The organism is Thalassomonas actiniarum (genome assembly GCF_000948975.2).
In the GTDB taxonomy this organism is placed as follows: domain Bacteria; phylum Pseudomonadota; class Gammaproteobacteria; order Enterobacterales; family Alteromonadaceae; genus Thalassomonas; species Thalassomonas actiniarum.
This window is the reverse complement of record NZ_CP059736.1, coordinates 751411-766481: the sequence shown is the minus strand read 5'-3', so window position 1 is coordinate 766481 and position 15071 is coordinate 751411. Positions and strand designations below refer to the sequence as shown.

Sequence of the window (15071 nt, the reverse complement as noted above, 5' to 3'; positions counted from 1 at the left end):
TTGGCAAAATGCCTGTTTAAAATTACGCGGTAATAGCCATACGGCTTTGTTGCCAGACACTTTTAATCGCCTGAATTTCTTCGATAAGTTCGTCAATAGACGGAATATTTTTTTCACGTTCAAGCACTACGGCTTTCGGCGCTTTCGTGCGGCAGGCATAAGCAAATAAATCGAATACCGCCTGGTTAACCGCATGGCCGTGGGTGTCGATATAGACGTCCTCGATTTCCTCGCCGCCGGCCAGGTGAATTTCCACGACCCTGTCGGCGGGCAGGCTGTCGATAAAGGCCATAGGATCCAGGCCGTGGTTAAGGCAATTGGCGTAAAGGTTGTTGATATCGAGTAGCAAACCGCAATCGGCCGCCTCGATCACCCGGGTAAGGAACTCGGCCTCGTCCATTTCGGCCCCGGGAATATTGAAATAATAGGCAATGTTTTCAATCAGCACGGGAATGCCCACCGCCTCGGCCATATGGCGGATCTTTTGTGCGACAAAATCCACCGTTGCCTGGCTGCGCTGCAGCGGCAGTAATTGTCCGGCGTCCACTTGCTGTGCCTTGGTAAACGCCAAATGCTCGCTGAACCAGGGACAACGCAACCGGGCCAGCTCAGCCTTAACCCGCTCCAGATGGCCGTCATCAATGCGGGCTTCATCAAGTGAGCCCAAAGAAGCACTGACCCCGTGTGCGGTTACCGGCACCCGGCCGACCACCTGCTCGTAAAAGTCATCCGGCAAGATACCGGCAAAGGCGGTTTCAACAATCAACTCAAGAAAATCGAACGAGTCAATCTGCTCAACTATCTCCTGTGCGATCTCAGTTCTGAAACTAAGTCCCACCCCCAGCATCGGCAGGCGGGCCTTATCGAATTTAGGTTGCATCAACAGCCTCCGGTTGATTCATCTATGTCCATGCTAAGACTTGCCTGTTGTCGGCCCCGGGTGGCGATCAATAACAGGCAAGTCCCAAATAAAATGGTGTGCAAGCCCGCAGCAAGCACACCGCCGATCCCTTGGCTAAAGGCACTTTTGCTTAAGCCAAGACCCGGCAAAAAAGTTACGACTGTTTATAAGCCTGCCAATTCCACTTCTCGATCAGGTATTCCGGCTTGGCGATGGTTTTAAAACCAAATTTTTCATACAGGCCGTGGGCTTCAACGGTGGCGATCAAAGAGCGCCTTACCCCCTGCAATTTCGGATGATTGGTCATCTCCTGCATCACCCACTTACTCAGTCCTGTGCCGCGATGCTCTTCCTTGATAAAACCGTCGCCGAGAAAGGCAAAGGTGGTATAGTCGGAAATCGCCCGACCGAAACCAATTTGTTCTCCGTCATCGGTAAAAACGGCGAAGCATAACGAATGCTTGATCGCTTCCTCTACCGCCTCACGGGATATGCCTTTGGCCCAGGGACTTTCCGTTAAAAATCCATGGATAAAAGACAAATCCATTTCCTCAAGCTTGGTGCTGATCCGGTAACCTTCCAAAATAAACTCTCCCTATATGTGTGTTACTAACAGATTAAACTCATTGATGGTGCTGACTTAAAGCACATGTTATCTTCGCCGTCAGGTGACCAGCACCATAGACGGGCTCAGCCTTAAAACACCGGCACGCATTAAATAGTCGAGCATAGGCATCAGGCTGGCCTGCACTTCTGCAGCTTCCCCGCGCACCAGGGCCGCCACCGGGGCCGCTTTATATGCCCGGCCAAGTACGCTTGCCAGCTTGTTTGGAATAATCGAAACATCCACCGCCAGCCCGCTTTCTTCTTTGGGTCTGAAAATGACCGACTGGCTGGTTTGCTGCTCACTGGCAACACTTTCCCCGGCCCTGAGTTGCTTGACCGCCGTGATCACATCATGGCTGAAAGTTTCCACCAGCGCATAAGGGCACAGGCTGACACAATCCCTCAGAGCCAGCGGCCGTGCCTGCATTTGCGTATCACTTTTTTCATCCCTGTGAAGCAGTCTCCTGGACACTTCATTAAGACCGGCTTCATAGCGTAAAACATCTTTAAGCAGGCTGTTTTCCCGAGCGGATTTCTGCAGGAAATTGGCATAAGACACTGCTTCTTCAGTTGCACTGGGCATGCCCGGCGGCGCGCTCTGCTGATAGCTCTGCCACGGGTGGCTGAAATTATCCCCCAGCATTTCTCTGGAGGCGGGTAAAAGATTGGCTATCCGCTTAAACCGACGCTCGGATAACAAAGAAGCCAACAAGGTCACGCGTTTGCGCGCCGTTGGCGACAGCGCAGCTAAACTTTCTTTGCAGGCTTGGTGCTGCTCGGGAAGCAGCTCGCTGCCGCACTGTCCGAGATAACGTTTCGCTTTTTGCTCGTTGGTGGCGATATCGGCGAGCACTGCCTGAAAAGCGGCAGTCATATAATCATTAGGCTTGCTCAAGGCTGGCTACCTGCTGGGATAATTTATTGTTGATCGCCGCCAGGCGCTCCCGATCACTCCCTTCAAGCGCTTGCTCAAGGGCAACACTGAGACGGTAACTGAGGGCGATATTTCGCCCGGAAAGTCCCTGGACGAGTCGCAACTTGGTTTTATTACCGGCAAGAGCAAAAACCCGGGTCATCAGGGCTTCGGCTTCCTCGCCGCTAATGCCGAGTAAAATATCGGTAAAAATGGCCATCGCCCGGGGACGCAACTCTCCCGGCATGCGCGTGGCGTCGCCAAACCATACGGTGGTACACTCAGCCGGACGCTGCATATCATCGGTGCCGAACAGGTGCAGACTTGCCGAGGGTTTGTCGCTTTCATTGGCAACATTATGAATGCACGAGGGCAGCAAGTACCCGGTTTCTCCCTTGACGGCTTCGATATGGTTATCCACCGTCAGCTCTGGATGTTCGAGATCGCCGGCATTGTCATAGGTTTCAAACACCATTTCATTATGGAAAACCCCGGTAACCCCCCAGGTGGAGTGCATATGCGGACTGTTTTTATGGTGCGGCGGCCAGTAAATAAGATGTGCGGCAAACTGTTGGTCGAGCGATACCAGCAGCGGCGGCTGCGGTTTCAGATCCGGTGCCTGTTCGAAATGGTCCAGGGCACGCTCTATGCAGGACATGACAAACTCAGACCCGGTAAGTGCCTCCCTCATCAAGGTACGTATCCGGGGAATTTTATCCTGCTCTTGAAGATTTGAAGAAAGAATGGTGAGCACGGACTGCTCAAAGTCAGCTAACCTGGTCATGGTCCCTCCCAACCCCTGCTTGCCTTAGGCGGCCAAGCCTGGTCTCTTATCCATTAGAAGTTAAGTAAAACATAAAAATCAATAAAGTGAGCGAAGTCATACCAAAAGGTAAAACAACACTCACTTACCTTTAGGTTCTGCCTAGTTTGCTATTAAGAGCAAGACAGACAACCAGCTTCTGCACCGTTTTGGTTTTCAGAAGAGTCGCTAGACTCAAGTGCGAAGTCCTTCAACTCTTCCATTACTTCAGCTGTTTGATAAGACATATTTAATCTCCTTATTTATATTGATTTTTCTACTTAATTTAAAAACGCATGCGTAACATGCAATTAACATCCTATACACTTCGTACATGCTGTCAATCGCTTTTTATCAAAAATATTTATTTTCATTTTTTTAATCTTTAAGGCTTGATTTATAACGTCAAACCGAGTTTAGTGCTCATAATGGCTCTTAGAAACCAAAAACAAATGTAACCCAAATGTTACATTTGTTAAGGCAAAAACCTTATTTTTCGTACTAATAGCCATAAATTAAATATGGATTTGATAAGGAAATATCGGGCAACAGCGGTTGTCTGTGATTTTAATGGGGAATAGATTTATGCTGAAATCTGGCGAGCAGTATCTTTCGGGTCTGCGTGATGGGCGAACTGTCTATATCGGCAATGAAAAAGTGGAGGACGTCAGCCAACATGACGCGTTTCGCCATGGCGCACGCACCATTGCCGATATCTATGACAAAAAACGGGCAGACGCCGGACTTTCTTATACCGAAAACGGCGAAGCTTTCAGCACTTATTACAAGATGGCACAGACACGTGAAGAGCTGGAGTTTCGCACCTCGGCACACCGTACACTGGCGTCTTACCACCACGGCCTGATGGGCAGATCTCTCGATTATGTTTCCAGCTTTATCACCGGGATGGCTACGGCACCACAAATGTTTGGCCCTTATGCCGACAATATCAGCCGCTATTACGACTTTTTACGGCAAAAAGACATTTTTCTCGCCCATGCCGTGGTGCCGCCGCAAACCAGCCGGGATCCCGAGTTCTACCAACGACCGAATATTTCTTCGCCAAGCTGCCAGGTGGTGGCCGAGCGTGATGACGGGGTGATCGTGCGCGGCATGAAGATGCTGGCAACCGGCGCCATTCTCGCCGATGAGATCTGGGTCGGCAATATTATTCCCCTGGCCCCCGAGCACAAAGCAGAAGCCATCACCTTTTCGCTGCCCTGTAATACCCCCGGCCTGTCGATGTGGGCGCGCCGTCCCTATGAAAACACGGTAAAACACCACTGGGATGCCCCCTTGAGCACAAAATTTGACGAAACCGACTCTGTGCTGATTTTTGACGATGTCTTTATCCCGTGGGATCGGGTCTTTGTTCATAACGATCCGCAGCTGGCGCGCGCTATCTATATCAACACCCCGGCCCATGTCTATGGTAACCACCAGTCCAATGTCCGGGTCCAGAGCAAACTCGGCTTCATACTCGGCCTGGCAGAGCGCCTGGTAAGCGCCAACAACCTTGAAGAGATCCCGGTTATACGCGAGACCCTGGGGCGTTTGGTAGGCCAGGAAGCCGCCTTATCCGCCATGATCGCCGGGCAAATCCAGGCGGGAGAAAGCTGGGCCAACGGCTACATGGGTTATAACCGCAGGATGATGTATGCCGCCCTGAACTGGAGCGTAGAGCATTACAGCAAGTTTATCGCTGAGCTGCGTACCCTGCTTGGCGGCGGTGCATTTAACCTGCCGGCGGATCATTCTATTTTTCAGGATCCGCAAATGTCGGCGTTGTTTAATAACTATTGGACCACACCAAGCATAGATGCCGGTGAGCGCCTGAAACTGGTACGCCTGATCTGGGATCTGGTAGGCAGTGAATTTGCCGGACGCCAGCTGCAATATGAGCAGTTTTTCGCCGGCGCTTCGATGATCCTTGCCGGACATAATTTCCGCGAAGCCCCCTGGCAGGAGTTCAGGGGAGTTATCGACCAGCTTATCAGCGAACAGCCGGTACCGGATGCGGCGTCAACAGTTAACAACGCACAAGCCGTGTAATTTCAGCCCTGCTGACACGCTTATTTCAAAGGAAAGAACAAAAGGAAAGATAATCATGAAAATTCTCTGTTCCAGCATCCCGGCTTTAGGCCATTATCACCCTATGCTGCCCACGGTCAAAGCCCTGGCGGCGGCCGGCCATGAAATTCTTTTTGCCATTGCCCCCGGCTTTCACGGGGAAATCAACGGCGATGGCTTTAAAGCCGTCGCCGCCGGTATGGACATGGACGACCTGATCGCCGCCGCCGATGAGCCAATGCCAAACCAGGAAGTGTTGCGCCCGGATCAAAAAGCAGCGCGGATGTTTTCCCAGATAGCCCCCCGGGCCATGCTAAAACCCCTGATGGAAATCGCACAAGAATGGCAGGCGGATGTGTTGTTACATGAAGAAGGCGAATATGCGGCGCCCCTTGCCGGTCACCTGCTTGGCCTGCCCAATGTAGCCGTTGGCTGGCCGTCACCGATGCGGGCGGCCTTTCAGCTTGAACGCCTGGAGAATGCCTTAAATGAATTCTGGCTCGAATCCGGAGTAACACCACCAGCCAACGGCGGCGTATTCAAGACCTTATATCTCGATCCCTGTCCGCCTATGTTACAAACCCCTTTTGGCCTGTCGCTTGAGACCGCCTTTTCCATCCAGCCCGCGGTACCGGAAAAACTTAAGCAACCGACGGCGCCCGCCTGGTTAAGCGCCATGCCTGACGGCCCGGTTGTTCACGTTACTTTTGGTACGGTTGCCACCTATAATACCGCACCGGATATCTATCTCGATATTATTAACGGCCTGTCAGGCAAGGGAGTCAACCTGGTGATCACTGTCGGTGAAAACCTGGATCCATCGGCCCTGGGCAGCCATGGCGACAATGTACATATCGAACGCTATATCCCCCATGAACAGCTGCTGCCCCACTGTGACGCTGTGGTGTGCCATGGCGGTTGCGGCTCAACCGTATCGGCGCTTGCCCACGGCCTGCCGCTGATCGTGATCCCCCGCGGCGGCGCCGTTCAGATGCGCAACGCACAAGCCTGCGAACGTACCGGCGCCGGGCGCATGATTGCCCCGGGGGATGTCAATGTTGACAATATCCGGGACAGAATTCTCCAGGTCTTGGCCAACAGCAGCTTCAAAGAGACGGCAGAAAAAATTGCCGATGAAATCTACCAACTGCCGCCGGCATCGGCTGCGGTAGTACTGATCGAAAACCTGGTTGCCGGGCAGGGAGAGCAAAATTGTGGCTAGCATTTCTCCCCAAAACAGCCCGGAGTTGCCGTTTTACCTGGCGCTTTCTTCCTCGCCTTGCGGCCAGGCCTGGGCAGAAATCGTCGTCGGCTGGTCGCCGCAGGGAAAAATGGAAAGCCAATGTTTCCTCAATACAAAAACTACCCGGAGCAATTTATGGCGCAGCCCTAAGCTGATCCCTACCGCTGACGGTACCTTAACGGCCTGGCACCAGGATGGCACACGGCTGGCGGTATCGCAGTTTTTAAATGTGCATGAGTCAGATCTGCAGGGGGGGCTGAAAACCCACAGTTTCTCTAAACCCGTCAGCCAGCTGGTATATGATGACAGCGGTGCTTTGCTGGTACTGGCAGGAGAGAGTCTATACCAGTGCCCCTCACTGGATAGCCCGGGGGAAGAACAACCGCAACTGGTGGGCCGGGATATTCTTGCACTTGCCGCCATCGGGGGTGCGGTTTACCTGGCAAAACAGGCTATGGACAACTTATTGGTTGTCACGCCAGATGGCGAAGAAATTTACCGCTATGCCCTTGAAGGCCGGGATATTGATAAAGTCTCTTTAAAAGGCGCAAAACAAACCGGGCTTTTCCTGGCGCTGGGAGATCGCCCAATCAAAGGGAAATGCCGTTTTACCCTGCTTCGCCTCAAAGACAATAAAACGTTTTTCGACAACTTAGCCGGGGTAGGCATTGCCGAGCTGCAAATCAACTGCCGGGTGCTTGATAGCCAAAACATAGCACTGCTTGGCGAATTAGATACGGTATCCGGCCTCTACCTGATTGACGAAAACGGCCAAAGACAGCGCCTGAATGCTGCCTCACTGGAAGCTGACCTGATGTCCTGGTCGCCAAACGGGCAAACCGTGATTGTCAGCGGTAAAGATGCGAGAACGGCCGGAGCACGGCGCAGCCAATGCCTGGGCCGTGACGGCTACCTTTACCGGGACCAGGCCCTGGCGACTTGTGAGGCAATCTGGCTAAATGACCTGGACTATATCCGGGTGGTTGAGACTTTGGAAAGCGCGCCTCGCTGGACCCTGTCACAGGAAAGTTTGCCACAGCGGCTGCAAGTCCCGCAAACACCAAATAATAAGCAGCATCAACAACAAACACAGAAAAATCCGGCCGGTGCGCTGGTCTTTTCGGGCAATGAAAAAACACCTGATTTTGCGATACTGTACGTCATGGGCCCCCACAGGTTCTTTGCCAATGGGCCGGAGCGGCTTTTTTATCATTACAGTATCCGCTCAGAGCTGCAGGCACTGACAGGTGAGCACGGCTTGCTGCTTGGCCTTAACGGCAGCGGTGCCCTGGGGAGCGGCAGCGATAAGCGGGTTCGGCAAGGGATTTATGCCCGGGCGGCGCAGACAGACATAGACGCCGCTATCAAACAGTTGCGTAAGCGCTGCAGCGGCCCGGTTTTTCTGGTCGCTGCCAGTCTCGGCTGCTTGCCCGCCCTGGCTTATCTGGCCGATAACGATATTGACGGCGCCGCTTTCATTAATCCTGTCTATAGCGCGGATATACCGCCGTTACAGCCGTGGCGCCACCTTTATAGTGAAGACAACTCGCTAACTGCCGCCCTGGATAGCTATGCCCCGAAAATCAATACCCCGTTATTGCTGGTGCACGGCCAAAGGGATCCGATATCGCCGTCGCAGCACAGCTCTGATTTTATGATGTCCCTGCCGGAAGATTTGGACTGTCATTATGTCACGGTACAAAACGAAGGCCATATTTTCCAGAGCCATGAAGGCTGGCAAACCCTGTTAACCAGCTTGCATAGCTTTATCCGGGATCTTTCCGGGCAGATACAGGCAACAACACAAGAGGAGCTGGTCAATGCATCATAGTGACACTATGGCGACACTGCTGGCGGAAATCTACCCCGACAGCGCAAGCCAAAAAAAATCTCTGTCCGCTCAGGCACTCAAGGCCCTGGTCAGTGAATATATCCAAGCGCAAATCCCTGATGTGATCTTGCTGCTTATCCACGGCTCCGCCACCACAGGAAAAATGACTGCCTACTCGGATATAGATGTTATGGTGGTGCGCAAAAACTTTGACGGCATCCGCAAGCATATCGCTTCGCACCAGGGCTACTGCCTCGATGTTATCGAGACCGGCGCCGATCATATCCAGGAGTTATTGGCCAATGCCCGACATAGCGGCAATGACTGGATCGTCAGCGCTTTAGCCCTGGGTGAGGTGGTTATCGATAAATGGCAAGGCAGCACACAGGCCAGGCAGGCAGCAAGTGCCCTGCTTGAAACCGGGCCGGACGCCCCGTCAGCACAACAAATCAATATTATCCGTTCATCGGTCACCAGCCTGGTTTCTGAGCTGTGCCGCAGTAAGACAGAGGATCAGGCGCTGATGGCGGGCATGGCACTGTTTGCGCCGCTCTCTGCTTTACTGCTCAAACAGCAAGGGGCTTTTTCCCACCGCGGCAAGCACCTGGCCAACCACCTGGAAGCGGCGGCGCCTGAGATTAACCGGCGCTTGCGCCAGGCCTACCATGAGCTGCTGGAGAATAAACCTCAGGCCCTTGCTTTATTGGCGCGTGATATTCTCACTCCCGTTGGCGGCTGGCTGATGACAGGTTTTGAAAATAACAGCAGGCTGCAGCCAAAACGGTAAAAGTGCAGAACTAACGGCGCAGCACTTGCCAGCCATCCCCTGCGCTACGGGCTCAAGGGAACAGGCGGGTGAACAAGGCGAAAACTGGAGATATTTAGCAAGATGAATAAAACACAAAGCGCGAAAAACCTGGCGATAACCGCCTTGTTTGAGCAGGCAAAGCGCCAAGCAGATCGTACGGCTTTACTGATTGACGGACAGGCATTCAGCTACCGGGAAGTAGCGGATATCGCCGCCGGCTACGCCAGGCAACTTATCGCCCTTGGTATTAACCCGGGAGAGCGGGTGCTGATGGCGATGCCAGATTCTATCGGTTTTGTCGGCGCCTTCTTCGGTATCATGTCGGTCGGCGCCGTTGCCGTTCCGGCCGCCCCTGGGCTGTCGCAGCAGGCAGCCCAGCATATCATAGATAAAACCGACTGTAAGCTTGCCCTGGCAGCAACGAGCTCTTCCCTTGAAGCGCTTGAAAACTGCCAATTGCTCTTTATCGACTGCCAAAGCCGTGTACCATTTCCCCGTGATACCGCCGATGCCCCCTTTGAAGTGGTTGAGCGCAGCGGTGATGATCTCGCCTATATCTTATTCAGCTCAGGCTCTACCGGGCCGGCAAAAGGCATTCCCCACCGTCATATCGATCTTTTACACTGTGCCAAGGCCTATGCTGACCCGGTACTGAAATATCAAAGTGACGATGTGGTGCTGTGCGTACCTAAACTTTCTTTTGGTTACGCCCTGGGCTGCAACCTGGTCTTTCCCTTATTATCCGGCTCCGCTTCGATACTGATAGAGCCGGTACCGACACAGGAAGTGCTTGAGCATAATGCCCGGCTGCAGCCGCCAACGATTTTTATCGGGCAGCCGAGAAACCTGGTAGCCATGCTGGAAAGCGGCCCCGACGGCCCGTTTAACAAGCTGAGACTGGCGGTTGTTGCCGGTGAAAAATTAAGCCCGACACTGGCGCAGCGCTGGCAAGAGGTTTTTCCCGGCGTGCCCCTGCTCGACGGCTACGGCACCACGGAAGCCAATGCTATTTTTATTTCCAATACCCCGGATGCCTCAAAACCTGGCAGCCTGGGTAAACCCCTGGCAGGTTATGAGGTGCAGCTGCTTAGCGGCCCTGAAATGACCCCGGTTAAAGACGGTGAAACCGGCGAGCTCTGGTTTAAGGGAGACAGTGTCTGCCGGGAATATTGGCAAGACCCGGTAGCCACTGCTGAGCGCATTCGCGATGGCTGGGTGCGTACCGGAGATCTCTTCACCCGGGATCAGGACGGTTATTATTTTCTCCAGGGACGGCGCGACGATCTGCTAAAAGTAGGCTGCGGCGACTGGGTTAACCCGCTTAGCGTTGAAGCCGAAATCCAGAAAGTGGACAAGGTTGCCGAATCTGTGGTGGTGGGTCATCCCGACAGCGATGGGGTGATCCAGCTTAAAGCCTTTATCTTATTGGTTGAGGGGACACGGCCAACCCGGCGCATACGCGATGAAATCCTTACAACGGTAAGCCAGGCTTTCGAGCAAACCCCCTCTCACCATATCAAGCAAATAGAATTTGTTTCCAGCTTGCCAAGGACATCAACCGGCAAACTGCACCGGCAAAAGCTCAAGTCCCATACTCAACTTGAATTCGCCTACCAATGCTAAATTTGGGTTTAAAAATAGCAACAGCCGCTAAAGAAACACAGGAAATTTGATAATGTCGATCGGACATCTTAATGATCTTTATAGCAAACATTATGACTATGCCCGGCGGTCTGGCAAACCGCTGAGCTCCTATATGATTGCCACCACACCGCGCAGCGGCAGCACCCTGCTTGGCCTGAAGTTATGGCAAACCGGCGTGCTCGGCGGCCCTACCGAGTATCTGAACCTGCCTTACCGCCATCAACTGGCCCGTCGATTCGGGGCGCAAAACAGCCGCGAATACCTGGAACAGCTGAAAACATGGCGCACATCAGCCAACGGTATCTTTGGTTGTAAATTATTCTGGTCGCACCGAGTGGCGCTACAAGCGGCTCACCCTGAAATGCTGCAGGCACTTGCCCCTACGGCTTATGTCTTTCTTACCCGGGATAACAAAACCGCCCAGGCAGTGTCATTGTCGCGGTCGATGCAAACCCATTCCTGGGTTGCCAGCGCCGAAAAAAAGCAGCAACCTAAATATGTTTACCGGCATATTCTTAAATGTCGTGAGTATCTGCGCTGGCAGGAAGAGGGCTGGCAGCAGTATTTAAGCGGACAAAAAAGCAAAACCCTATCTGTCACTTATGAAGAGCTGGCAAAAGATCCCGACAGCACAACTGATAACATCCGGGCCTTTCTGGGGGCGGATAATAGAGACAGCGCTCCCGTGACCCTGCCGGAAATTCATGTGCAGGGTAACAAGGAAAGTAAAATCTGGCAGCAGCGCTTTAACGAAGACTTTCAACGCCTTGGTTACCGGGACATGGATATGCAGGCTCTGAGCGCCGACTTTCCCGGTTATGTCGGCAACTGGTCGGGGACTTTTCCCGCAGCAACTTAGGTTAAGTGATATATCCGCTCGGCTAAAGGGCAGGCCCCCTGCCCCCCATTAAACCACTGATTTTTGCTCGTTTACTTTTTCCGGGCCGCGGCATCAAGCAGACACTGGTACCAGGAATCCACATATTGTGCGTAACCGCGCTGAAAATATTCTTCATGACCTGCTTTTTCAGTGCTGCGGCCAACTTCCACCATTTCAGCCATGGCAAAACTGAGCGCCTCTGCCCCGGCATCGGGTTCAACAAAATTAAATTGCGCATATTCCAGCAGGGAGTCCGGACAGCCGAGCAGGGATTCCTGAGTGGCAATCACAGGGGTGTTACAGGCAACAGCTTCACGCAAGATGATCGCCGCATGTTGCGCCACTTTATAACTGGACTTGGTATAAACCAGACACGTTAAACTGTTGAGGAAGCGCGGAACTTCCCAGTTAGGGATAAAGCGGCGAACCTCAATCGCCTCTTCTTGGGACTCATCAACATATTCGCGGAGATGGAATTTACCGCCGATCTCCCCGCCGACAAACAATAACCGGCCTTTGCCGTACCTTTGGCGATAGTGGCGAAATGCCTGGATAATATCGTCAAGTTTTTTGCCGTGGACAAACTTGCCGTAAAAACCAAAAACAGGCTCATCCTGATTGCCCCAATCCTGGGTACCGGCTTTGTTGCTGCTGTTAAAATACCTGGGATCCGGCAAATAGGGAGATACCGTACGGGTGGGACAATAAGCGGAGAAAACATCCCCGGCAATCCGGGATTTGGGGACAAAATAGGTGACATTTTTCAATACCGAGCGGTATAAGGCCTGCAAGTCTTCCGAGCCGCACAAACGGACAATGTCACTGCCGGCATGGGTCACCACATGCGGGATCCCCAACTCATCCGCAATCTGACTGCCGGCCAGGGCGTAGGGTTCCAGATAATGGGAGAAGATCACATCGGGTTTGTGCTCCAAAATGGTCTTTCGTGCCTGCGCCAGATAGGAAACATAACCCAGCTCGGAAAATGGCAGAAATACCGAATCACTCAAATGGGGTGCATAAACCACAGAAACACCGGGATGAAGTTCACGCCAGATATCGGAGTCACTATCATCGCGCGATGCGCGTATCGACTGTTTGCGCGGGTAATAGGCGTCGGTACAAACAACAACCTTTGCCCCCTTTTCAGCTAATCCATTGGCTAACCACAGATTCAAGGTACTCACTTGACCGGAAATAGGCGGAAACTTACCCAAAATAGCAACAGTCAATCCCATATAAATTCTCCTTCATTTAATATCTACTGCTGGCATAACACCCAGACAATACCAGGGCATCAATACTTGCCGTACAAGCAAATTCAGCTCATCAACAGGCCAAGCCTTTGAGCAATCCATTATTGCTAATAACCACATAAGAAGCAAAATATTATTAATTTATTATCATATTATTAACAAGATTTAGTCGTATAAATCGAATACCGGAGATTCTTCGGCATACAAGCGCGGCAATAATAAGTATGATTGTCCTGCCCTATGCATTTTACGCTTGGTAAAGGCAGTGCCTGGCGAGTGCTTAACTTTCAACATGTGCGGTTCAACTGAATAATTTTATGAAAAAACCTGTTTTATATTATGTTTACGATCCTATGTGCAGCTGGTGCTGGGGTTATCGCCCCACCTGGCAGCGCTTACAGGAAAAGCTGAAAACGACGGTAGAGATCCAATATCTCCTCGGAGGATTGGCACCGGATAGTGATGTCCCTATGCCCGATGAGATGCAAACATTTTTACAGCAAACCTGGCATAAAATTTCCCAACAACTGGGCACAGAGTTTAATTTTGATTTCTGGTCCCGTTGCCGTCCAAGGCGTTCAACCTACCCGGCATGCCGGGCAGTGATCATCGCCCGAAAATATGGTAAAGAGCAGGCCATGTACCTGGCCATTCAGCAAGCCTATTACCTGCAGGCGAAAAACCCTTCTGATCTCGACACCCTGGCTGATCTTGCTGCCGCAATAGGTCTTGATAAAACCTTATTTAAAGAGCAGCTGACTAGTCGCGACATTGAGCAAAAATTAATGGATGAAATTACCGCTGCCAGGAACTTGCCTATCCGGGGCTTTCCGTCACTGGTATTGGAAACGGATGACCGGCAACTGCCGGTTGCACTTGATTACCATCACTGGCAAACCAGCTATGACAATACCATAAGCCATTTGCAAAACAAGACATCAGATCTTTTATAATTGCCGGCAAGGATAAATGCGGTAGTGCGCACTCAGGTAGCAACGATATGAAAAAAAGCGACAAGAAGTTAGATAAAATGCTGAGAGAGGCGCTGACTCAGGTTTGTGAAACAGCCCTTGAAGAGGTGGCCGGTTTTGTCTGGTTAACACATTTTGTCAATTACAACGCATTCCCCGGCTCCCTTGCTGTGGTCTGCGTTTTTAATACCAATAGCGAACTTCTTGATGCCAGAGCCGGGCACAAGGATACCTACCTGATCGGTTTAATCGATAAAGAGCTGGCATCTGCCGGGTTCAAGATTCGGGATATCAAACAACGGGTAAGGTTCGATACCGAAGAAAACTGCCAGAAAGAAAACAATGGTAAGTGGACTCACCGTTTCAACCATTGATATACCGGACAAAACCTTAGCCCGGCTCCATGAGTCAAGATCACCGGGTTACCATCAGCTTCGACATGAGTAGCCCTTTGTTTTGCTGTTAGTTTACTGGTCTGTAAAATCTTAAATGGTTTGCATAATGCGGCATCGAAAGTTACCGGCAAACCGGCGGAGTTTTATCAGCTCTCAATAACATCAACTTGTGCCTGAAGTTTGCGTCTGCTTAGGGTAATGGCGCTTATCGATCAACTGATTAACGCTATAACTGACTAAAAAAAGAATAAGGCAATTCAGGAGGGTCGGCGTTAATACATAATAAAAACCTAGTTCGTGAATGACATCTCCTCCCACCACGGCAGCTAATGCCGTTGCCCCACCCGGGGGATGGAGACATCGGCTAGCGAACATCACCAGCATAGCCAAACCAACGGCGCTGCCGGCGGCAATAAAATTATCTCCTATCCACTGGTAACAGCAAACGCCGACGACGGCTGATAATACATTACCGGTAAATAAGGCCCAGGGCCGGGAAAAAATTGCTTTGGGCGCTGCCATTAATAATACTATTGCCGCTCCCATTGAAGGTAAAATGGCTCCGGCCCCTTTAAGGCCGGTAACTTTATAGCTGATCAGAAAAACAATAAAAATACTTAAAAATCCACCGAGGGCGAGGAGCAATTGCTCCCTTGCTGCCGTGGCATCTTGTATGCCCAGCGTTTTCCACCAGGCAGGTAGCTTTGTTTTCATTAAGATATTCGCTGTCTCAGGAGCCAGGCAAGTCCGT

The 15071-nt window shown here is 51.8% G+C and carries 14 protein-coding genes; 8 read left to right on the top strand and 6 right to left on the bottom strand.

Going from position 1 to position 15071, the window contains the following annotated elements:
* Positions 1 to 22 precede the first annotated feature (22 nt).
* The 4 genes from SG35_RS31565 to SG35_RS31550 form a co-directional block, all read right to left on the bottom strand.
* On the bottom strand, positions 23 to 880 hold the full coding sequence (locus SG35_RS31565) for an MbnB/TglH/ChrH family RiPP precursor modification enzyme (RefSeq protein WP_053042807.1): 858 nt from the start codon (positions 878 to 880) through the stop codon (positions 23 to 25).
* Positions 881 to 1055: 175 nt separating this feature from the next.
* Positions 1056 to 1484 (bottom strand): GNAT family N-acetyltransferase, encoded by a 429-nt coding sequence (locus SG35_RS31560; protein ID WP_044831122.1) that lies wholly within the window; start codon positions 1482 to 1484, stop codon positions 1056 to 1058.
* 81 nt (positions 1485 to 1565) lie between these two features.
* Positions 1566 to 2402, bottom strand: coding sequence for a hypothetical protein (locus tag SG35_RS31555; protein WP_044831121.1), 837 nt, complete (start codon positions 2400 to 2402; stop codon positions 1566 to 1568).
* Entirely contained in the window at positions 2389 to 3204 is an 816-nt protein-coding gene (locus SG35_RS31550; RefSeq protein ID WP_044831120.1) for a cupin domain-containing protein, read from the bottom strand. Before SG35_RS31550 ends, SG35_RS31555 begins: the two co-directional genes overlap by 14 nt.
* Positions 3205 to 3807: 603 nt before the next feature.
* Between SG35_RS31550 and SG35_RS31545 the strand changes: the two genes are divergently transcribed.
* The 6 genes from SG35_RS31545 to SG35_RS31520 all read left to right on the top strand — a co-directional run bounded on the left by SG35_RS31545 (position 3808) and on the right by SG35_RS31520 (position 11677).
* On the top strand, positions 3808 to 5274 hold the full coding sequence (locus tag SG35_RS31545) for a 4-hydroxyphenylacetate 3-hydroxylase family protein (RefSeq protein ID WP_044831212.1): 1467 nt from the start codon (positions 3808 to 3810) through the stop codon (positions 5272 to 5274).
* A 55-nt stretch (positions 5275 to 5329) separates the two neighbouring features.
* Positions 5330 to 6514: a glycosyltransferase gene (locus SG35_RS31540; RefSeq protein ID WP_044831119.1), complete on the top strand. Its 1185-nt coding sequence runs from the start codon at positions 5330 to 5332 to the stop codon at positions 6512 to 6514.
* Positions 6507 to 8366 (top strand): alpha/beta hydrolase, encoded by a 1860-nt coding sequence (locus SG35_RS31535; protein ID WP_044831118.1) that lies wholly within the window; start codon positions 6507 to 6509, stop codon positions 8364 to 8366. The genes SG35_RS31540 and SG35_RS31535 overlap by 8 nt, the downstream gene beginning before the upstream one ends.
* A complete protein-coding gene (locus SG35_RS31530) occupies positions 8356 to 9153 on the top strand; it encodes a nucleotidyltransferase domain-containing protein (RefSeq protein WP_044831117.1) in 798 nt (265 codons plus the stop codon). The genes SG35_RS31535 and SG35_RS31530 overlap by 11 nt, the downstream gene beginning before the upstream one ends.
* A 102-nt stretch (positions 9154 to 9255) precedes the next feature.
* A complete protein-coding gene (locus SG35_RS31525; protein WP_053042805.1) occupies positions 9256 to 10797 on the top strand; it encodes a class I adenylate-forming enzyme family protein in 1542 nt (513 codons plus the stop codon).
* A gap of 52 nt (positions 10798 to 10849) precedes the next feature.
* On the top strand, positions 10850 to 11677 hold the full coding sequence (locus SG35_RS31520; protein WP_044831116.1) for a Stf0 family sulfotransferase: 828 nt from the start codon (positions 10850 to 10852) through the stop codon (positions 11675 to 11677).
* A 71-nt stretch (positions 11678 to 11748) separates the two neighbouring features.
* Here SG35_RS31520 and SG35_RS31515 read toward each other — a convergent pair whose 3' ends face one another.
* The gene (locus SG35_RS31515) at positions 11749 to 12936 is read right to left on the bottom strand and encodes a glycosyltransferase (protein WP_044831115.1); all 1188 of its coding nucleotides are present in this window, start codon (positions 12934 to 12936) and stop codon (positions 11749 to 11751) included.
* A 335-nt stretch (positions 12937 to 13271) separates the two neighbouring features.
* Here SG35_RS31515 and SG35_RS31510 point away from each other — a divergent pair, with 335 nt between their 5' ends.
* Both SG35_RS31510 and SG35_RS31505 read left to right on the top strand, forming a co-directional pair.
* Entirely contained in the window at positions 13272 to 13907 is a 636-nt protein-coding gene (locus SG35_RS31510) for a DsbA family protein (RefSeq protein ID WP_044831114.1), read from the top strand.
* A gap of 47 nt (positions 13908 to 13954) precedes the next feature.
* Complete coding sequence (locus SG35_RS31505) at positions 13955 to 14299, top strand: hypothetical protein (protein ID WP_044831113.1); 345 nt, start codon at positions 13955 to 13957, stop codon at positions 14297 to 14299.
* A gap of 183 nt (positions 14300 to 14482) precedes the next feature.
* On the opposite strand, the gene SG35_RS31500 is transcribed toward SG35_RS31505, so the two are convergent.
* On the bottom strand, positions 14483 to 15034 hold the full coding sequence (locus tag SG35_RS31500) for an HPP family protein (protein WP_053042804.1): 552 nt from the start codon (positions 15032 to 15034) through the stop codon (positions 14483 to 14485).
* Positions 15035 to 15071: the final 37 nt, after the last annotated feature.

Excerpts from the sequence above, each read along its gene's own strand:
- SG35_RS31565 (WP_053042807.1), bottom strand. The coding sequence starts at position 880 with ATGCAACCTAAATTCGATAAGGCCCGCCTGCCGATGCTGGGGGTGGGA.
- SG35_RS31550 (WP_044831120.1), bottom strand. The coding sequence starts at position 3,204 with ATGACCAGGTTAGCTGACTTTGAGCAGTCCGTGCTCACCATTCTTTCT.
- SG35_RS31545 (WP_044831212.1), top strand. The coding sequence starts at position 3,808 with ATGCTGAAATCTGGCGAGCAGTATCTTTCGGGTCTGCGTGATGGGCGA.
- SG35_RS31540 (WP_044831119.1), top strand. The coding sequence starts at position 5,330 with ATGAAAATTCTCTGTTCCAGCATCCCGGCTTTAGGCCATTATCACCCT.
- SG35_RS31530 (WP_044831117.1), top strand. The coding sequence starts at position 8,356 with ATGCATCATAGTGACACTATGGCGACACTGCTGGCGGAAATCTACCCC.
- SG35_RS31525 (WP_053042805.1), top strand. The coding sequence starts at position 9,256 with ATGAATAAAACACAAAGCGCGAAAAACCTGGCGATAACCGCCTTGTTT.
- SG35_RS31520 (WP_044831116.1), top strand. The coding sequence starts at position 10,850 with ATGTCGATCGGACATCTTAATGATCTTTATAGCAAACATTATGACTAT.
- SG35_RS31515 (WP_044831115.1), bottom strand. The coding sequence starts at position 12,936 with ATGGGATTGACTGTTGCTATTTTGGGTAAGTTTCCGCCTATTTCCGGT.
- SG35_RS31510 (WP_044831114.1), top strand. The coding sequence starts at position 13,272 with ATGAAAAAACCTGTTTTATATTATGTTTACGATCCTATGTGCAGCTGG.
- SG35_RS31505 (WP_044831113.1), top strand. The coding sequence starts at position 13,955 with ATGAAAAAAAGCGACAAGAAGTTAGATAAAATGCTGAGAGAGGCGCTG.
- SG35_RS31500 (WP_053042804.1), bottom strand. The coding sequence starts at position 15,034 with ATGAAAACAAAGCTACCTGCCTGGTGGAAAACGCTGGGCATACAAGAT.